Raw genomic sequence first — 19,352 nt, 5'->3', positions numbered from 1 at the left:
TGTCGGCGGGATGGGCCCCCGTCCGGGGGACGATGGTGGTGGATTCCCGGGGCCGCCGGAGGAGTCCGCGCGAGCAGGCTCCCCCGGCGACCCGGGTCGGATCCCCTACTTGACGACCGCTGCGGTGGCGGCGGAGGTGCGCGTCGCCGTCGTGTAGTCGGCCTTCTTGCCGGTGACGGTCACCGTGATCTTCTTCCCCACCGTGGCGCTGGTCGGCTTGTAGGTGGCGGAGGTCGCCCCGGAGATCGCGGTGCCGTTCGCCTTCCACTGGTAGGTGAGGGCCACCGGCGAGGGTCCCCACGTGCCCGGCTTGGCGGTCAGGGTGGAGCCGACCTTCGCGGTGCCGGTGATCGTCGGGGTCGCGGCGGAGAGGGTGCCCGCCACCACGGCGCTCGTCTTCGCGGAGGTCTTCGTCACAGCGGTGAATCCGGACTTCGACCCCGTGACCGTCACAGTGATCGTCTTCCCGAGAGTGGCGCCGGTCGGCGTGTACGTCGCGGACGTCGCCCCGCTCAGAGCGGTACCGTTCGCCTTCCACTGGTAGGCGAGGGCGACGGGGGAGGGACCCCAGGTGCCGGGCTTCGCGGTGAGGGTCGAGCCGACCTTCGCCGTGCCGCTGATGGTCGGCGTCGCAGCGGTGATCGCGCCGCCGGTCACGGCAGCGGTCCCGGAGGAGACCCGTGTCGTCGAGACGTAGCCCGACTTCGAGCCCGTGACGGCGACGGTGATCACCCTGCCCGCGTCGCCCGCGACCGGACGGTACGTGGTGCCGGTCGCCCCGCTGATCGCGGTGCCGTTCGCACGCCACTGGTAGGCGAGGGCCACGGGGGAGGGGCCCCAGGTGCCGGCGCTCGCCGTGAGCGTCGAGCCGACCGTGGCGGTGCCGGTGACGGTCGGAGTCGCGGCGGTGAGGGCGGTGCCGCCGATGCGCACGACGGTCGATGCCGCCCCGCTGTCGCCTCCGGCATTGATAGCGCTGACGCTCATCGTGTAGGTGGCGCCCGCCGCCAGGTGCGTGAACGTGAAGGAGCGTGCGGTGGCGGCGACCGTCGTCGACCACGGACCGGCGCCCGCGTTGTCGACGCCGTTGCGCGAGACGCGGTAGCCGGTGATCGCCGGGTTGCCGGCCGACTCCGGAGGCGCCCAGGAGATCGTCGCGGATCGCACGCTGTCGTTCGTGGTGCCGGCGACGCGCGTGGGAACGGAGGGGGCGACGTAGGGGTCAGCGGTCTGGACGAAGGTCGTCGGGGAACTGGTGCCGAGCGCGTTGATGGCCTGGACGGTGAAGGTGTAGGACGTGTTGGGCCGGAGGTTCGTGAAGGTCTGCGAGCGGCGGTCGGCCGAGACGACGGTCGACCAGGGGCCGCTGCCGGCCGCGTCGGTGCCGTTGCGGCTGACTCTGTAGCCCGTGATGGGGCTGCCGCCGTCGTAGTACGTGGGATTCCAGGTAAGGGTGATGGAGGTGCCCGACGGGTAGGCGCGAAGCCCGCCCGGCGCATCCGGGGCCGACGGCTCGGCTCCGAACGAGGTGCAGGAGACAGGGGAGTCGGAATAGGAGCGGTATTCCGAATCGTAGGATCGCTCGTCCTGCGAAGACGCCCAGATGCAGAACTCGTACCTGTGGACAGGCAGGTAGGGGAAGTCGATGGACGCGTCCGAGACGGGGATGCTGCCGTCGAAGTAGCCGTGGTCGGACGGGTCGTCGGACGACGAGAGATCGTCGATCGTGTAGTGGTACTCGTCGAAGTTGCAGGCTTGGCCGTTCGCGGCCGGTCGCGCCCAGCGGGCGGATGCGAGATAGACGGACGGGTCCGCCGCGACGCTCACGTTGCCGGGTGCGGGAACGTTCCAGAAGTGGCGGAACGTTGCCTCGATGGGCGCGCTCTGACTGGAAGATGCGGCGAGCGGTTCGCCGTCCGCGCCGCCCGTGAAGGGTGCGCGGAAGTCGGACACGCTGGACACCTGGAAGTAGTAGTCGTCGTACGAACGGGGGAGATCGAGCGTCGCGTTCGTGGTCCGTCCCGTCTCGATGAGACTCAGCGAGTAAGTGCTGTAGTAGCCCTCGCCGTAGTAGTCCGTATCTCTGGCATATACGTGGATCCGATATCCGGCCGTCGCCGACGCGGACGGCGTCCAGGAGACGGTGACCGCATCGGTGCAGTCGTTGTCGGTCACGGTCACGTTCGTCGGCGCGGCCGGCGATCCTGCGGCCTGGGCCGGGGTCGCGACGAAGAGGGAGAGGAGCAGGGCGAGGAAAAGGGAGACGCTGAGGGTCTTCGTTCGCATGGAGGAGGGCATCCGGATTCGTCGGAGCGAGAAGGCCGACGACTGTCGGGCCGGAGGGATCGTCCCATGCCGCTTATCGCTGCACTAAGTCCCCCATTCAGGGCGGAATTCGACGGATTCGACAGATGTCATCAGCGCGATGACAGGCGAGAGGGAGAAGGCCTTCTCCCCGAGAGGCGCAACGACGTCCCTTCGAAAGCCCCTGCCTGAGGGCGAGAGAAAGGAGCCGCGACGGCATCACAGCGCCCCGCGCGAGAGCCGCGGCGGTTTCCCGCGCCGCACCTGCTGTCCACGCGCGTTCCGTGCGCCCCACGGCGAGAACCGCACGATCGGCGCGTGCAAGACTGGGCGCGAGCGTGCTCCATCCCGCTGCGTCATGCGCGGGGCACGGAGCCACTGGACCCGGTCCGCTCATCCGCATCCTTTCGCAGGAGGACTCGAATGACCGATACCGCCGTGCTCGCCGAGGCACCCGCCCGAACCCCCGTCGCGAAGACGATCCTGATGTGCCGTCCCGAGCACTTCACCGTCGTCTACCGCATCAATCCGTGGATGGACCCGCAGGTCCCCACCGACACCTCCCTCGCCGTCCGGCAGTGGCGGACCCTCTACGACACCTACGCCGATCTGGGCTTCACCATCGAGCTGATCGAGCCCGAGGCCGGACTGCCGGACATGGTCTACGCGGCCAACGGCGGATTCGTGATCGACGGCATCGCCTACGGTGCCTCCTTCACCTACCCCGAGCGCCAGCCCGAGGGCCGGGCGTACATGGACTGGTTCCGCTCGGCCGGCTTCGACGTCCGCGTCCCCGAGGAGGTCAACGAGGGCGAGGGCGACTTCCTCCTCGTCGGCGAGCGGATCCTCGCCGGCACGGGCTTCCGCTCCGCCTCCGACTCGCACGCCGAGGTCGCCCGCGTCTTCGGCCGCGAGGTCGTCACGCTCGAGCTCGTGAACCCGTCGTTCTACCACCTCGACACAGCGATCGCCGTGCTCGACGACACGAACATCGCCTACCTTCCGAGCGCGTTCAGCGAGGAGGGCAACCGCACCCTCCGCGAGCTCTACCCCGACGCGATCCTCGTCTCGGAGGAGGACGCGTCCGTGCTCGGGCTCAACTCCTTCTCCGACGGCCTCAACGTCGTCATCGCGTCCCGCGCGACGGGCTTCGAGCGCCAGCTGCGCGAGCGCGGCTACAACCCGATCGGCGTCGACCTGTCCGAGCTGCTGCTCGGCGGCGGCGGCGTGAAGTGCTGCACGCTCGAGCTGCGCCGCTGACCCACTCCCCGTGGTCGGCGACCCGCAGCGCCGACCCACCCTCCACTGTCCACGATCCGTCGCACTCGACGCCGAGTGCGACGACTCCTGGAGAGTCGATCGTCCCCTCAGGAGGAACGACATGAGCATCACCGACACCGACACCGCCCGCTCCGCCGCCCTCATCGCCGCGGAGGAGGAGCACGCCGCCCACAACTACCACCCGCTGCCCGTCGTCGCGGCCACCGGCGAGGGCGCCTGGATCACCGACGTCGAGGGCGTCCGCTACCTCGACTGCCTCGCCGCCTACTCCGCCGTGAACTTCGGCCACTCGCACCCGGTGCTTCTGGAGGCGGCCCGCGAGCAGCTCGGCCGCGTCACCCTGACCAGCCGCGCGTTCCACAACGACCGCCTCGGCCCGTTCGTCACGGCGCTCGCCGCGCTCGCCGGCAAGGACATGGTCCTGCCGATGAACACGGGCGCGGAGGCGGTCGAGTCGGGCATCAAGGTCGCCCGCGCCTGGGGCTACCGGGTCAAGGGCGTCGCTCCGGGCCGGGCGAACATCATCGTCGCGGCGGGCAACTTCCACGGTCGCACGACCACGATCATCTCGTTCAGCGACGACGCGGAGGCGCGCGACGGCTTCGCCCCGTTCACGCCCGGATTCCGCACGGTCCCGTTCGGCGACGCGGAAGCCCTCGAGGCCGCGATCGACGACGACACCGTGGCGGTGCTGATCGAGCCGATCCAGGGCGAGGCGGGCATCGTCGTGCCGCCGGCCGACTACCTCCCGGCCGTCCGCGAGATCACCGCGCGCCGCAACGTCCTCTTCATCGCCGACGAGATCCAGTCCGGCCTCGGCCGCACCGGCGCCACCTTCGCCTGCGACCTGGTCGGAGTCGTCCCCGACGTCTACCTGCTCGGCAAGGCGCTCGGCGGCGGCATCGTCCCCGTCTCGGCCGTGGTCGCGGACGCCGACGTGCTCGGCGTCCTGCAGCCGGGCCAGCACGGCTCCACCTTCGGCGGCAACCCGCTCGCCGCGGCCGTCGGCCTCGCGGTCGTCGAGATGCTCGCGACCGGCGAGTACCAGGCCCTGGCCCGCGAGCGCGGCGCGCAGTTGCACGCCCGCCTCGAGGCGCTGGTCGGCCGCGGAGTGGTCGCTGTCCGCGGCGCCGGACTCTGGGCAGGCATCGACATCGACCCGCGGCTCGCCTCGGGCCGCGCCGTCTGCGAGGCTCTGATGGCCCGCGGAGTGCTGGCCAAGGACACGCACGGCTCGACGATCCGCCTGGCGCCGCCGCTCGTGGTCACCGCCGCCGAGATCGACTTCGCCGTCGACGAGCTGGAGGCCGTGCTCGAGTCGCTGCGCTGAGGCGCACCGTCCTCCCTCCCTCCGCGAGATGCCGTTCCGGTCCGCGACGCGCTGTGTCCGGCGTGCCCGAACGGCATCCCGCGGGAGGGGGAGGGACGTGTTGAGACGGGACGTCTCGATGTCGCGGCAGGCCGTCGCCGCTCTGCGATACTCGCGCGATGAGCACACCTCTCCCGCCGGAGAACACCCCGCCCTCGTCCCCCGACCAACCCGCCGCAGGCCCCGCCTACGGCACGGCGACCCTCCCTCCACGCCCCCGCGCGACCGGCCCGGCCGGCCTCGCCATCGCCGCACTCGTCGTCGGCATCGTCGCGTTCCTCGTCGGCCTCGTGCCGGTCTTCGGAGCACTCGTCGGGATCGCCGCCGTCGTCCTGGGCATCCTCGCCCTCCGCCGCGGTCAGTCGAAGGCGATGTCGATCACCGGCGTCGTCCTCGGCGGTCTGGCCGTCCTCGCCTCGCTCCTGACGACGATCGGCTTCGGAGCCGCCGTGAACTCCGCCTCGAGCGACCGCCCGGCGGCCGTGATCGTCGAGTCGTCCGAGCCCACGACCGCTCCCGTCGTGCCGGCCACGGAGGAGGCGGAGGTCGTCGAGACGGCGGAGCCCGCACCCGTCGAGACGGCGGAGCCCGCACCCGTCGAGACGGTCGCCCCTGCCCCGGCGCCTGTCGAGACGGCGGCTGCTGCGCAGGTCTCGCCCGAGTTCGCCTCGGCACTCATCAAGGCGCAGAGCTACTCCGAGATGCTCCACATGAGCAAGGCGGGCCTGTACGGCCAGCTCACCTCCGAGTACGGGGAGCAGTTCTCGCCCGAGGCCGCGCAGTACGCGGTGGACACCGTCTCCGCCGACTGGAACGCCAACGCGCTGGCGAAGGCCAAGGACTACCAGGCCCAGATGGCGATGGCGCCGGAGGCCATCCGCGACCAGCTGACCAGCGAGTACGGGGAGCAGTTCACGAGCGACGAGGCCGACTACGCCATCGCGCACCTGAACGACTAGTCCCACTCGGACCGTCGCGGCACTGCGCGGCCACTGAGCAGGTCCTCCCGGAGCGCGCCGCCGTCCGTCGCCCACGACCCGGGCGACGGAGGGCGGCGGACCACCGGAGCCGGTTCAGGCCAGGACGGCGAGGGTGACGGGGAGCGCCTCGCTCCACCTGCCGGTCAGCCGCTCCTCGCCCTCGAGGAACGGCGGCGCGAGGACCCGCGCGAGGACGAGAGTCAGACCGTCGGCCGAGGTCGTGGTGGTCCGTGCGTCGCTGCGGACGAGCACCGTCGACGGCGGCCCGGACGCTCCGGCGCCTGATCCGCTGCCCTGCACCGTCGCGGTCGGCGGGCGGACGATGCGCTGCCCGTCCTCCTCGAAATGCTGCTCGACCTCCCGGGCGCCGGTGCGGATCGCCGTGGCGAAGGCGGCGATCGCGACGGGGTCGCCGGCACCGTCGTAGACCCAGCGACGACCGAGGACGGTGTGCTCGACTGTCGCGAGGAGATGCGCGTCACCGCCGGCGAGAGGCGAGCCGCGGTAGGTCAGCGGCACCTGGAGCGGCGGCTGCCCGGTCGACTGGACGATCAGCGTCTCCACTCCCACCTCGCCATCGGGGTCGTCGAACCGGTAGGCGCCGAGCAGCGTGAATCCGCCGCCCTCGCACCAGGGCTGCGTCGGCGCCCATGCCTCCATGATCTCGAGCTTCCCGGGGGTGATCGTCGCACGGTGCAGAAGGGCCATGCACCGAGAGTAGAGCCGGCCGATCCGTCCGGAGGAGTGCCCGTCAGAGAGCGGCGCCCGCCGTCGCCGACTCGGGCAGGCTGCTCATGGGGAGGGTGTACTCGCCCTTCAGCGCCGAGATCCAGACCGTGGTCGGGGCGACGGCGGCGAAGTTCGAGTTGAGCAGCGCCATCAGCGTGGTGTGCAGGGAGTGCGCGTCGATCGAGCCCGCGTCGTTCGCGATCGCGATCGCGCCCGTCGCGTCCGAGAGGACCTCGGCGCGGAGCCCGTGCGTCTCGGCCTCGGCGGCCGAGGCGAGGATGCAGTTGTTGGTCATGTAGCCGACGAGGGTGATCGTGTCGACGTCGTGCTCGCGGAGCCAGTCGAGCAGGTCGGTCCCCGCGAAGACCGTGCCGAACTGCTTCGTGACGTTCTTCCACGAGTCCGAGCGGCGCTTCTCGATCTCCGGGTGCAGGGCGAAGGACGGACCCGACGGGTCGAAGATCAGCGCTCCCTCGCCCGCGCTGTGCTGGACGACGGCGATCGGGAGGCCCGCCGCGGCGGCGGAGTCGAGGGCGGCGGCGATCCTCGGCAGCGACTGCGCGTGCGGCGGGTACTGGATCTCGAGCGGACCGCTGAAGTACTCCTGCTGCACGTCGACGAGGATCAGTGCGCGGCGCGGTGTGGTCATGAGGGGCTCCCATCGGTGGCGGACGTCCCCGATCCTCCCGCCCGGGGCTGGGAGCGGCGGTCAGCCACGCGGCCCGCGACCCGGTCGTGGGCGCAGGCCCACACCTCCTCGTGCTCGAGCGGAGTGAGGACGCCGGCGTCGAGCAGCCGGTCGGCCCGCCGCAGCACGGCCGCGATCGCCGCCTGCTCGGCGACGGCGGGGGAGTCGACGTCCGCGATCACGAGCCGGCGGGCGCAGGCCCGGCGGAGGCGGCGGGTCGAGCGGGCCGAGAGGAGCAGGAGCGACGCGGTCGGCAGGGCGAGCGCGGCCAGCAGGACGAGCGGCAGCCGATCGAGCGCGAGCGTCCCGACGGCGCCGGCGGCCGTCACGGCCACGACCAGCTGCGGACCGGCCGCGTGCAGGCGGAGGCGCCTCCGCTCCTCGACGGAGGTGCCGGGTGCGAAGACCACGAGCTCGCTCCGGACGACGCCGTACCGGCTCGCGCCGACGGTGTGGCGGCCCCAGCGGGGACCGGCGTCGAGGAGGCGGACGAGCAGGTGCACGAGCGCCATCGTCGGCCCGCGACGGCGGGTGGAAGGGGATCCTGACGGAACGCGGACGCGTAGCGGGCCGATCCGCACGGTCCGCTCGCGCGACGCTCACGACCCCCTCACGACCCGGGATCGCGCGCCGACGTCCCTCCCCAGCCGATTACCCGTGAGGAAAGCGTGAGGATCCGCTCATTCCGGGCGGGCGCGCTCCTCACGGCGAGTAGAAACATCCAGTGACCTCTTCCGTCGTCCGTGGCGACCCCGACGCCCTCGAACCCTCCCCTCTCTCCTCCGCGCGCGCGGGCGGGGTGAAGGCGTGGCTCCTCGAGGGCCTCCGCGACGACTCCGGAGCGCACCCCGGCCCCCACGCGGCCACCGGCAGGACGCACTCGTGGTGGCGCGTCATGTGCCTCACGGGCGTCGACTACTTCTCCACCCTCGGCTACCAGCCGGCGATCGCGGCGCTCGCCGCGGGCCTGGTCTCTCCGCTCGCGACGATCGTCCTGGTGGTGCTGACGCTCCTCGGCGCGCTCCCCGTCTACCGCCGCGTGGCCCGCGAGAGCTTCCGCGGCGAGGGGTCGATCGCGATGCTCGAGCGCCTGCTGCCCTGGTGGGGCGGCAAGCTCTTCGTGCTCGTGCTGCTGGGGTTCGCGGCCACCGACTTCATGATCACGATCACCCTCTCGGCGGCCGACGCGACGGCGCACGCGGTCGAGAACCCGTTCGCTCCCGCCTGGTTCCACGGGGCGGAGGTGCCGCTCACGCTGGGGCTGATCGCCCTGCTGGGGATCGTGTTCCTGCGCGGGTTCCGCGAGGCCATCTCGATCGCGGTCGTGCTCGTGGCCGTGTTCCTCCTGCTCAACGCGATCGTGATCGCCGTGGCGATCGGGCACGTGGCCGAGAACCCCGTCGTCATCGGCGACTGGTGGTCGGCGCTCACGACCCAGCACGGGAATCCGCTGGTCATGGTCGGCATCGCGCTCATCGTGTTCCCCAAGCTCGCGCTCGGGCTCTCCGGCTTCGAGACCGGGGTCGCGGTCATGCCGCAGATCCGCGGCGACGCGGGCGACACCGAGGACGCCCCGGTCGGCCGCATCCGCGGGGCGAAGCGGCTGCTCATCACCGCCGCCGTCACGATGTCGGCGTTCCTCATCACCTCGAGCTTCGTCACCACGCTGCTCATCCCGCAGGCGCAGTTCCAGCCGGGCGGCGAGGCCAACGGCCGCGCGCTGGCCTACCTCGCGCACGAGTACCTCGGCGAGGGCTTCGGCACGGTCTACGACATCGCGACGATCTGCATCCTCTGGTTCGCGGGCGCCTCCGCGCTGGCCGGCCTGCTCAACATCGTCCCGCGCTACCTGCCCCGCTACGGCATGGCGCCGCAGTGGGCCGGCGCCGTCCGTCCGCTCGTGCTGGTCTTCACCGTCGTCGCCTTCGTCATCACGATCCTCTTCCGCGCCGACGTCGACGCGCAGGGCGGCGCCTACGCGACCGGCGTGCTGGTGCTGATCACCTCCGCGTCCGTCGCCGTGTTCCTCTCGGCGAAGCGCAGGAAGCAGCGCAAGCGCGCCGTGGGCTTCGCGGTCATCGCGCTGGTCTTCGTCTACACGACGGTCGTGAACGTGGTCGAGAGGCCCGACGGCGTGAGGATCGCGGCGGTCTTCATCGTCGGCATCCTCGCGGTCTCGCTCGTCTCGCGCGTGCACCGCTCGTTCCAGCTGCGCGCCACCTCCGTGGTGTTCGACGCCGCCGCGATCGACTTCCTCACCACGGACGCCGACGACTACGGCGTGATCCGCATCCTCGCGAACGAGCCCGACGACGGCTCCGAGGCGGAGTACCGGGACAAGCTGGCGGAGGAGCAGCGCGACAGCAACCTGCCGATGCGCGGCCCGGTGCTCTTCCTCGAGGTGCACACCACCGACTCCTCCGACTTCGAGGAGGACCTGGTCGTGCAGGGCCGCGTCTGCCACGGCTTCCGCGTGCTCACGGTGACCAGCGGCAACATCCCGAACACCATCGCCACGGTGCTGCTCGAGATCCGCGACCTCACCGGCGTGATCCCGGACGTCTACTTCGAGTGGACCGAGGGCGGCCCCATCTCGAACATGTTCCGCTTCCTCATCACCGGCACCGGCGAGGTCGCCCCCGTCACCCGCGAGGTCCTCCGCCGCGCGGAGTCCCGCCGCGACCGCCGGCCGGGCGTGCACGTGGGCTGACGCCTGCTGCGCGGCGGGGGCGCGGCGGCGCCGAGGTGCCGCTCCTGCTGCGGGATGCCGCCGAGACGCCGCTCCGTCATCGAGACGCCGCGGCAGGAGCGGTGCGTCGGCGGAGGAGGCGGTGTCCCGGCGCGCGGCGGCCCCGTAGCGTGGGCGCGGGCGCCCGTCGGGGCGCCGACACCGACGAACGGACGACGATGACCCTCGAGGACCAGCGCGCGCACATCCTGACCGGCGCCGTGTACGACGACATGACCCCCGAGCTCGTCGCCGCGCGTGAGCGGGCGGTCCTCGCCTCGAACGCGTACAACGCGAGCTTCGGGCGTCCCCCGGTCGAGCGGGAGGCTCTGCTCCGCGAGCTCGTCGCCTCGGTGGGCGCGGACGCGCACCTCGAGCCGACGTTCCGGTGCGAGTTCGGGTTCAACATCACGATCGGCGACCGCTTCTACGCGAACTTCGACTGCATCCTGCTCGACGGCGCCCCCATCACGATCGGCGACGACGTGCTGTTCGGCCCGCGCGTCTCGATCTACACGTCGAACCACGCCCTCGACCCGGCGGAGCGCGCCGCCGGCGCGTGCACCGCGAAGCCGGTCGTCGTCGGCGACGGCGTCTGGATCGGCGGCGGCGTCACGATCAACCAGGGTGTCACCATCGGCGACGGGGCCGTGATCGGCTCGGGCAGCGTCGTCACCCGCGACGTCCCTCCGCTCACCGTCGCCGCCGGCGTCCCCGCCCGCGTCCTCCGCTCGATCACCCCCGACGACCGGACCGGCTACCGCCCGGCCCACTGACGCCGACTCACGTCGGCTCCGGAAGGCCGGTTGCGAGACGCCGGCCCCGAGACGTCGGCTCCGAGACGCCGCTCCCGGGCGGCGCTCGGCCGGCGGGCGGCGATCCGCCCTCAGGACTTCACGGTCGACAGGGGCTCGGTGATGCTCTCGAGGCTGCGGCGCTCGGCGTCGACGCCGAAGATCAGGGCGATCACGCCGCCGAGGATCATCACGGCGGCGCCGACGAAGTACCCGATCGTCAGCGGTCCTCGGTCGCTGCCGTCGCCGATCAGGGCGCCGTAGAGGGCGGGGGCGACCGCTCCGGCGATCTGGCCGAGGGTGAAGAAGTACGAGATCGCCTGGCTGCGCAGCTCGAGCGGGAAGATCTCGCTCACGGTGAGGTAGGCGCTCGAGGCTCCGGCGGAGGCGAAGAAGAACGACACGCACCAGAGGATCGTCTGCGTCGTCGCGGTCAGGACGTCCATGCTGAAGAGGACCGCCGAGACGGCCAGGACCGCTCCCGAGACGCCGTAGGTGAGGAAGATCATCTTCCGCCGGCCCCACACGTCGAACAGGTGGCCGAGCACCAGCGGCCCGACGAGGTTGCCGATCGCGAACGGGAAGAAGAAGTACGAGATCGCGCTCTGCTCGACTCCGTAGAAGTTCTCGAGCACCAGCGCGTAGGTGAAGAAGATCGCGTTGTAGAGGAACGACTGGGTGATCATCATCGTCGCGCCCACCAGCGTCCGCTTCGGGTACTGCCGCAGCAGCACCCGGGCGATGGTGCGGAACGGGATGCTCTCCGTCGCCTTCACGGTGATCGCCTTCGCATCGTCGACAGGCTCGAGCACGCCGCCCTCCGCCTCCACTCGGCGCTCGATCTCGTCGACGGTGCGCTCCGCCTCCTCCTCGCGGCCGTGCGTCATCAGCCAGCGGGGGCTCTCGGGGATGTGGCGGCGGAGGTAGATGATCGCCAGTCCGAGGATCGGGCCGAGGAAGAAGCCGAGGCGCCAGCCGACGTTCTCGGCGAAGAGCGCGTCGTTCAGGAAGAACAGGTTGGCCGCGGAACCCAGAGCCGCGCCGCCCCAGTACGTGCCGTTGATCGCGATGTCGACGCGGCCGCGGTACTTGGAGGGGATGAGCTCGTCGATCGCGGAGTTGATCGCCGCGTACTCGCCGCCGATCCCCATGCCCGCGAAGAAGCGGAACACGGCGAGGAAGACGTAGTTCGGCGCGAGTCCCGCCAGGCCGCTGGCGACCAGGTAGATGACGAGCGTCAGGATGAACAGCTTGCGCCGCCCGAGCTTGTCGCTCAGTCGCCCGAAGATCAGGGCGCCCGCGATCTGCCCGCACAGGTAGATCGTGCCGAGCAGGCCGACCTCGAAGGCCGAGAGCCCGAACTCCTTCGCGAAGCCGGCGGAGGCGACGATCTGGATCTCGAGTCCGTCCAGCACCCACGAGAAGCCGAGGCCGACGACGATCGACCAGTGGAAGCGGGTCCAGGGGAGCCTGTCGATGCGGGCGGGCACGAGGCTCCGGACCGGGCCGCGCGGACTGGTGGATGTCGACATGGCGAGCGCCTTCCTGTCGCCCCGGCGTCGTTGCGGAGGAACGCTGTCCCGAGCGCGGCGAGACGACACTAGACCCGCGGGCCGCTCCATATCGCCGGGCTATTCACCCCTTGTCACGGACCGCCGAGCGGGTGTATTCCGGGCATCGGTGCCCACCCGGAGGCGGAGCGAGGCGCGGTGGACGCGAGCCCGGATCCGTCCCGCGGGGCCTGACACCGCCCGCCTCCTCGGCCTAGCGTGGAGGCATGATCGACGCGACGCCCGCGGGCACCCCCACCTACGTCCTCAGCGAGGGGCCCGTCTGGGATCCGGACACCGCCCGCCTCACCTGGGTCGACATCGAGGCCGGCGCGGTCCTGTCCGCCCCCGTCACCGCGGAGGGGATCGGAGCGATCTCGCGCACCGACGTCGGCGAGCAGGTCGGCGCCGCGCTGCCCCTGGGCGACGGGCGGACGCTCGTCGCGCTGACCCGACGGCTCGCGATCCTGGAGGTCGACGGCTCCCTCACGCGCGGCTCCGAGCTGCTGCAGGAGGGGCACCGCTTCAACGACGGCACGATCGACCCGCAGGGGCGCCTCCTGGTCGGCTCGCTGACCCTCGGCGAGTCGGCGGGCGACGACGTCCTGCTGCGCATCGAGCACGACGGATCCGTCACCGTGCTCGACGACGACCTGCGGCTCTCGAACGGACTCGGCTTCTCGCCGGACGGCTCTGTGCTGTACTCGGCCGACACCGAGTCGGGCGTGATCCACCGCCGCTCCTACGCGGACGCCGAGCACGGCCCGCGCGAGCCCTTCGTCGAGCTCGAGGAGGGCGTGTTCGCCGACGGACTGACCGTGGACGCCGTGGGCCGCGTGTGGGTCGCGGTCTGGGGCGGGAGCGGCGTCCGCGTGTTCGGGGCCGACGGCAGCCCGGTCGAGGGCGAGGGCATCAGGATCGACGCCCCGCACTCCTCCAGCATCGCCTTCGCGGGCGAGGACCTGGACATCGCGGTCGTCACCTCCGCATCACGCGACCTCTCGGCGGACGAGCGGGCGCGTCATCCGCACGCCGGTGGACTGTGGATCGCGCAGCCCGGAGCCCGCGGCCGCGCCGCCACGCGCTGGGTGGAGGGCCCTCTGCCCTAGGCGCGGCCGGTCGCCCGTCAGACGGCGGGGGCCGTCGACGGGCTCGGCTCCGACGCGGGCTGCGGCACGAGGGTCAGCCGCGAGATGCGGTAGCGGTCCGTCTCGGCCACGCGGAGCAGGTGGTCGCCGACGAGCACGGAGTCGCCCACGACGGCCACACGGCCGATCCGGTCGAGGACGAATCCGCCGACCGTCTCGTACGGACCCTCGGGCAGCTCGATGCCCAGCTGCTCCGCCAGGTCCTCGAGGATCATCCCGCCGTCGACGTCGTGCAGCTGCTCGGCCGCCTTCGCGTCGACCGCCTGGCGGGCGCCGTCGTACTCGTCGTAGATCTCGCCGACGAGCTCCTCGAGCAGGTCCTCCAGCGTGATGATGCCGTCGGTTCCCCCGTACTCGTCGATGACGACGGCGATCTGGTGGCCGTCCTGGCGCATGGTGCGCAGGGCCGCGAGCACCTTCGTCGTGCCGGGGACCGCGAGGATCGGGCGGGTGATGTCGGCGACGCTGCTCGCGGTGCCGGCGCGGCCCGCCTCCGGGAACGCGGACATCAGGTCGCGCACGTGGACGAAGCCGAGGACGTCGTCGAAGTCGTCGCCGACCACCGGGTAGCGCGAGTGCGGCTGGTCGAGGACCGCCGCGTAGCCCTCGGCCACGCTGAGCGCGCCGCGGAGGAAGTCGACGTCCGGGCGCGGGCGCATCACCTCGGCGACGCGGCGGTCGTCCGCGCGGAAGATGTCGGTGAGCAGCCGGCGGCTGTCCTCGTGGATCTCGGTGTTGCTGGAGATCATGTCGCGCACCTCGTCGGCCGAGACGCTCTCGCCCTTCTCGCGCGGGTCGGCGCCGAGGAGGCGGACGACGGCGTCGGTCGAGACGGACAGCAGCCAGATCACGGGGCGCATCAGGCGCGCGAGGGCGTTGAGCGGGGGCGCGAGGGCCTTGGTGAACGCGACGGACTTCTGCATCGCCAGGCGCTTGGGGACCAGCTCGCCCAGCACCAGGGAGAGGTACGCGATGACGAGGGTCATCAGGATCAGGGCGACGGTCGAGGCGGCGGAGGCCGAGAGGCCGAGTGACTGCAGCGGCGGCACGAGGTCGGGCGCGATGGTCGAGGCGCCGTACGCCGAGGAGAAGAAGCCGGCGAGCGTGACGCCGATCTGGACCGCGGAGAGGAACGTGTTGGGGTTGCGGACGAGCTCGGCGATGCGCCGGCCGCGCTCGCTGCCGGCCTCGATCGCGCGGACCTGGCTCTCGCGGAGGCTGACGATGGCCATCTCGGTGCCCGCGAAGACGCCTCCGAGGAGGACGAACAGCACGACGAGGCCGATGTTGAGGAGGGTGTCGAGATCCACGCCGACCAGAGTAGGGATGCCGGCCGTGAGAACGCCTCGTGGACTCTCAGGGAGCGGGGTCGGGCGGGACGACGCCCCGCCCGCCCCTCGCTCAGGACGCGTCGGCCGGGCGCACGCCGATCGTGAGGATGAGGTTCGCGTAGATGCGGCGGTCGCCCGAGGCGATGGTGAGCGCGACGTCAGGGGTGCGCGCCTCGGCGTAGAAGGCGTGCCGCTCGAGCGAGGTGAAGGGGACGCCGTCGAGGGACCGGCGGAAGGCGTCCTGCGCGGGGACGTCGATCCCGGGCGCGGGCGTCATGACCGTCGCCTCCTCGACGACGATCGCCGAGAGCAGGGCGTCGAGGATCTCGTCGACGGTCAGCATGTCGGGCCGGAGGTTCAGGTGCACCAGCGCGGAGTTCGGTCCGAGCGTGGTGCCGACGGGGTAGTTGCCGTCGGCGATGAGGACGCGGGAGCCGTGGCCCGCGCGGGCGAGCGCGTGCAGGATCTCGGGGTGGAGGAGGGTCGTGGTCAGCAAGAGGAGCTCCTAGAGGTCGTGGAGGTGGGCGACGGACGAGCCGGCGAGCAGGCGGCCGGGGAGCCTCCGCTCCTGGGGACCGGGCTGCTCCGCCCCGGAGTCGAGGCGGAGGCGGACGAGGGCGGCGGCCTCGGCGGCGATCGCCTCCGTCGGCTGGGCGATCGTGGTCAGGTGCGGGCGGACCACGCGGGCCAGCTCGACGTTGTCGAAGCCGACGACGGAGAGGTCCGTCGGCACGCGCAGTCCGGAGTCGCCGAGGGCGATCAGGGCGCCGACCGTCAGCTCGCGGTTGCTCGCGAACAGGGCGGTCGGCCGGGGGCTCAGGGCGAGGATCCGCTCGACGGCGGCGACTCCGCTCTCGACCGTCAGCGGGCCGCGCACCACGGCGTCGGCGGCGGGGTGGACGCCGCGCTCGGCCAGGGCGGCGAGGAAGCCGGCGGTCCGCTCCCGGGTGGAGGACACTCCGTCCTCCCCGCCGAGCACCGCGATCGAGCGGTGGCCGTGGTCGAGGAGGTGGCGGGCGGCGGAGGCGCCCGCGCCCGCGTTGTCGAGCGCGACGCGATCGGTGACCAGTGCGTCGTCGATCCAGTCGACGGCCACCACGGGGGTGCCCTGCTCGGAGGCGCGGCGCAGCGCGTCGACGTCGCCCGCGGACGGCACCGCCACGATCCCGTCGACCATCTTCTCGAGCAGCAGGTCGACCGCGGCTCCCGGCTCGGGGCGGCTCACGCCGACCAGCACGCCGATGCCCTCCTCGCGCAGGGCCCGCTCGAGGCCCGCGATGATCGAGAGGTGGAACTCGTTGTCGAGGGCGGGCAGCAGCACCCCGACCGTGCGGGAGCGCCGCGAGCGCAGGCCGCGCGCGAAGCCGTTGACGCGGAAGCCGACCTCGGCGGCCGCCGCCTCGATCGCCGCCCGGTTCTCGGGGCGCACGGGGAGCCCGTTGTAGTGCTTCGAGATGGTCGAGAGCGAGAGGCCGGTCAGCCGCTGCAGGTCCTTGTAGGTGGCCACGTCACAGGGTGGCGCGGGGCGAGCCGTAGCCGCTCCAGCCCGGGATCGTGCCGTCGGCGTCCCACAGGTCGAGCCAGCCGGAGCTGCCGGGCCAGAGGAAGACCTGGCCCTTGATCAGCCGGTTGTTGCGCTCGGCGCCGCGCAGCGCCTCCTGCTCCTCGGCCGTGAGCACCAGGGAGGCGGCGGCCAGGTTCGCCTCGATCTGCTCCGGCTTCACCGCGAACGGGATCGGGATCTGGCCGCGGTTCACCGCCCAGGCGAGGCACACGACGGCCGGATGCACGCCCCGCTCGTCGGCGATCGCCCGCACCGCGGGGTGCTCGATGTCGACGATGTCGCCCTCCACCCGGTCGCGCTCGGGCCGCGACGGCGAGCCCAGCGGCGAGTAGCCGATCGGCTGGATGCGGTGGTCGAGGCAGAAGCGGAACAGCTCCGGCTGCTGGAAGCAGGGGTGCAGCTCCATCTCGTTCAGCTGCGGGGCGATGCGGACGTCGGCGAGGATCCGCTCGAGCTTGGGGATCGTGACGTTGGAGGTGCCGAGGTGCCGGACGAGGCCCCGGTCGACCATGCTCTCGAGCGCGCGCCAGGTCTCGAGGAACGCCTCGTGGACGTACGGGCGGGCGTGCGGATCGCGCGCGTCGGTCTCGGCGTGCGGCGGGTGGTGGTTCGGGAAGGGCCAGTGCACGAAGACGGCGTCGAGCACGTCGAGGCCGAGGTCGGCGAGCGAGCGCTCGACGGAGGCGACGGCCGCCGCGGGCTCGTGCGCGTCGTTCCAGATCTTCGACATGACGAAGAGCTCGTCGCGGTCGACTCCGGAGTCGGCGATCGCCCGGCCGACGCGCGGCTCGTTGCCGTAGACGGTGGCGCAGTCGAGGAGGCGGAAGCCGGCGCGGAGGGAGTGCTCGACCGCGAGGCCGACGGTCTCGGCGTCGTAGCGGTCGGAGCCGAACGTGCCGGCGCCGATGGCGGGGATGCGGCTGCCGCTCGCGAGGACGCGGTGGCTCGGCGGAGTGGGGGCCATGCGGATCCTCCTGGTGCGGCGGCGGGGGCGAAACGTTGCGCTTCACGGTAGGCGGCGGAGGGTAGCGGCGTCAACGATGCTGTGGATTGGTGTGCGTAACGTTTCGTGCGGTGGGTGCTTTCGTCCTCCGTTCCTGCCCCGCCTCCCTCGAGAGTCCAGTAGTCGTCGCACTCGAGCGCGACTGCGACGACTCCTGGACTGTCGAGAAGAGCCCCGCCCCTCCGCTCAGACCAGCCGGCGCGACTCCTCCGTGACCACGCGGAACCAGCGCGCGCCGTAGCCGTCGAGGGGCACCGACACGGCGCCGTCCTCGTCTAGCGGGAGCGACTCGCCGCCGAGGGAGTCGACCAGCCGCGCCCCGGCGGGGGTGTCGGGGAGCGTCAGGTCCGCCGTGCGCGGGTTCGACGCCAGATTGTGCACCGCGACGGTCGTGCCGGTCGACGCGGACATCCGGTGCGCGAGCACGCTCGGCTCGTCGCAGGGGAGGTGCGTGTACTCGCCCCAGCCGATCTCCGGCGACCGCCGGTACAGCCAGGCGAGGCCCTTCACGTGGGCCAGGAGGGAGTCCGGATCCTGGAGCTGCGCGGCCGCGTTCACGTGCTCGGGTCCGAAGCCGCCGCCGGGAGGGGCAGCGATCAGGTCGGAGGCGTCGGCGCGCGAGAAACCGCCGTTGGCGGCGCTGCTCCACTGCATCGGGGTCCGCACGGCGCTCCGGCCCGGGATGTCGGCGTTCTCGCCCATCCCGATCTCCTCGCCGTAGTAGAGCACCGGGGTCCCGGGCATCGAGAACACCAGGCTGTGGACCAGGCGGACGCGGCGCGGGTCGCCGTCGACCATCGGCGGGAGGCGGCGGACGATGCCGCGCCCGTGGATCCGCTGCGACTGCTCCGGAGCGAACGCCGCGAAGACCTCGTCGCGCTCGTCGTCGCTCAGCTGGTCGAGGGTGAGCTCGTCGTGGTTGCGCGCGAAGTTCGCCCACTGGCTGCCGACGGAGATCTCGGGGCGGCTCGCGAGCGCCTCGACGAGCGGCGCCGCCTCCTCCCGGGCCAGCGCGAGGTAGAGGCGCTGGTTGCCGATGAAGTCGAACTGCATCGACAGCTCGTCCGCGTCCTCGCCGCCGAAGAAGCCGAGCTGCTCCTCGCGGGTCACGTTGACCTCGCCCAGCAGCATCGCCTCGCCGGAGCGCCGCGAGACGAAGCGGCGCAGCAGGCGCAGCCACTCGTGCTCGTCGCGGGCGCCGGGCTCGATCAGGTACGGCACCGCGTCGACCCGGAAGCCGTCGACGCCCAGCTGCAGCCAGAATCCGATGAGCTTCGCGATCTCGTCGCGCACGGCCGGGTTCTCGGTGTTGAGGTCGGGCTGGTGCCGGTAGAAGTGGTGCAGGTAGTACTGGCCCGCCTCCTCGTCGCGGAACCAGACGCCGTCCTCCGCGTCCGGGAACACGTTCGCGGGCTGATCGGCGGGCGGCTCGTCGCGCCAGACGTAGTAGTCGCGGTACGGGCTGTCGGGAGAGGAGCGGGCGGCCTGGAACCAGGGGTGCTGGTCCGAGGTGTGGTTGACGACGAGGTCGACGATCACCCGCATCCCGCGGTCGTGGGCGGTCCGGATCACCTCGACGACGTCGCCGTGGTGCCCGAAGCGCTCGTCCACTCCGTAGAAGTCGCTGATGTCGTAGCCGTTGTCGCGGCCGGGTGACCGGTAGAACGGCGCGAGCCAGAGGCAGCTGACGCCGAGCTCGGCCAGGTAGTCGATCCGGTGGACGAGGCCCTCGAGGTCGCCGACGCCGTCGTCGTCCCAGTCCATGAACGTCTTCACATCGAGGTTGTAGAAGACGGCGGTGCGCCACCACAGGTCGCTCGTGTCGGTGACCCTCATGCGCGGGGCTCCGGGCGGGAGGAGGCGGAGGGTGCGGGGAAGAGGGG

16 protein-coding genes are annotated in these 19,352 nt (G+C 71.9%); 6 read left to right on the top strand and 10 right to left on the bottom strand.

Features of this window, described 5'->3' with window-relative positions; translation table 11 throughout:
- Positions 1-105: 105 nt before the first annotated feature.
- A complete protein-coding gene (locus C5C29_RS11660) occupies positions 106-2,286 on the bottom strand; it encodes a fibronectin type III domain-containing protein (protein WP_181128821.1) in 2,181 nt (726 codons plus the stop codon).
- Positions 2,287-2,727: 441 nt separating this feature from the next.
- Here C5C29_RS11660 and ddaH point away from each other — a divergent pair, with 441 nt between their 5' ends.
- The 3 genes from ddaH (at position 2,728) to C5C29_RS11645 (ending at position 5,913) form a co-directional block, all read left to right on the top strand.
- Positions 2,728-3,564, top strand: a complete 837-nt coding sequence (ddaH, locus tag C5C29_RS11655; RefSeq protein ID WP_104223737.1) for a dimethylargininase — start codon at positions 2,728-2,730, stop codon at positions 3,562-3,564.
- Positions 3,565-3,685: 121 nt separating this feature from the next.
- Positions 3,686-4,915, top strand: coding sequence for an ornithine--oxo-acid transaminase (gene rocD / locus C5C29_RS11650; protein WP_181065570.1), 1,230 nt, complete (start codon positions 3,686-3,688; stop codon positions 4,913-4,915).
- Between the two features lie 158 nt (positions 4,916-5,073).
- Entirely contained in the window at positions 5,074-5,913 is an 840-nt protein-coding gene (locus C5C29_RS11645; protein ID WP_104292544.1) for an Ltp family lipoprotein, read from the top strand.
- A gap of 114 nt (positions 5,914-6,027) precedes the next feature.
- On the opposite strand, the gene C5C29_RS11640 is transcribed toward C5C29_RS11645, so the two are convergent.
- Genes C5C29_RS11640 through C5C29_RS11630 form a run of 3 tightly spaced genes read right to left on the bottom strand, consistent with a single transcriptional unit; the run spans position 6,028 to position 7,854 of the window.
- Complete coding sequence (locus tag C5C29_RS11640) at positions 6,028-6,642, bottom strand: hypothetical protein (RefSeq protein ID WP_104225086.1); 615 nt, start codon at positions 6,640-6,642, stop codon at positions 6,028-6,030.
- A 43-nt stretch (positions 6,643-6,685) separates the two neighbouring features.
- Positions 6,686-7,312 (bottom strand): isochorismatase family protein, encoded by a 627-nt coding sequence (locus C5C29_RS11635; RefSeq protein WP_104225085.1) that lies wholly within the window; start codon positions 7,310-7,312, stop codon positions 6,686-6,688.
- Positions 7,309-7,854, bottom strand: a complete 546-nt coding sequence (locus C5C29_RS11630; protein ID WP_146076989.1) for a DUF6611 family protein — start codon at positions 7,852-7,854, stop codon at positions 7,309-7,311. The genes C5C29_RS11635 and C5C29_RS11630 overlap by 4 nt, the downstream gene beginning before the upstream one ends.
- A 221-nt stretch (positions 7,855-8,075) precedes the next feature.
- On the opposite strand from C5C29_RS11630, the gene C5C29_RS11625 reads away from it, so the two are divergent.
- A complete protein-coding gene (locus tag C5C29_RS11625) occupies positions 8,076-10,061 on the top strand; it encodes an amino acid permease (RefSeq protein ID WP_374953067.1) in 1,986 nt (661 codons plus the stop codon).
- Positions 10,062-10,258: 197 nt separating this feature from the next.
- Positions 10,259-10,855, top strand: a complete 597-nt coding sequence (locus C5C29_RS17590) for a sugar O-acetyltransferase (protein ID WP_104225087.1) — start codon at positions 10,259-10,261, stop codon at positions 10,853-10,855.
- 110 nt (positions 10,856-10,965) lie between these two features.
- Here C5C29_RS17590 and C5C29_RS11615 read toward each other — a convergent pair whose 3' ends face one another.
- Complete coding sequence (locus C5C29_RS11615) at positions 10,966-12,405, bottom strand: MFS transporter (protein ID WP_104225083.1); 1,440 nt, start codon at positions 12,403-12,405, stop codon at positions 10,966-10,968.
- Positions 12,406-12,650: 245 nt separating this feature from the next.
- Here C5C29_RS11615 and C5C29_RS11610 point away from each other — a divergent pair, with 245 nt between their 5' ends.
- Positions 12,651-13,532, top strand: coding sequence for an SMP-30/gluconolactonase/LRE family protein (locus tag C5C29_RS11610; RefSeq protein ID WP_104225082.1), 882 nt, complete (start codon positions 12,651-12,653; stop codon positions 13,530-13,532).
- Positions 13,533-13,549: 17 nt separating this feature from the next.
- On the opposite strand, the gene C5C29_RS11605 is transcribed toward C5C29_RS11610, so the two are convergent.
- From C5C29_RS11605 to C5C29_RS11585, 5 genes are all read right to left on the bottom strand, one after another.
- Entirely contained in the window at positions 13,550-14,881 is a 1,332-nt protein-coding gene (locus tag C5C29_RS11605) for a hemolysin family protein (RefSeq protein WP_104225081.1), read from the bottom strand.
- A gap of 91 nt (positions 14,882-14,972) precedes the next feature.
- Positions 14,973-15,398: an RbsD/FucU family protein gene (locus tag C5C29_RS11600; protein WP_104225080.1), complete on the bottom strand. Its 426-nt coding sequence runs from the start codon at positions 15,396-15,398 to the stop codon at positions 14,973-14,975.
- Between the two features lie 9 nt (positions 15,399-15,407).
- Positions 15,408-16,409 (bottom strand): LacI family DNA-binding transcriptional regulator, encoded by a 1,002-nt coding sequence (locus tag C5C29_RS11595; RefSeq protein WP_104225079.1) that lies wholly within the window; start codon positions 16,407-16,409, stop codon positions 15,408-15,410.
- 1 nt (position 16,410) lies between these two features.
- Entirely contained in the window at positions 16,411-17,430 is a 1,020-nt protein-coding gene (locus C5C29_RS11590; protein WP_104225078.1) for an aldo/keto reductase, read from the bottom strand.
- 225 nt (positions 17,431-17,655) lie between these two features.
- Positions 17,656-19,305 carry an alpha-amylase family protein gene (locus tag C5C29_RS11585; protein WP_104308406.1) on the bottom strand — a complete coding sequence of 550 codons (1,650 nt, stop codon included), beginning with the start codon at positions 19,303-19,305 and terminating at the stop codon, positions 17,656-17,658.
- Positions 19,306-19,352: the final 47 nt, after the last annotated feature.

It is taken from the genome of Rathayibacter sp. AY1H2, assembly GCF_002931985.1.
Lineage (GTDB): Bacteria > Actinomycetota > Actinomycetes > Actinomycetales > Microbacteriaceae > Rathayibacter.
Note: the sequence above shows the minus strand (reverse complement) of the source record. Positions and strands in the feature narration are given on the sequence as shown.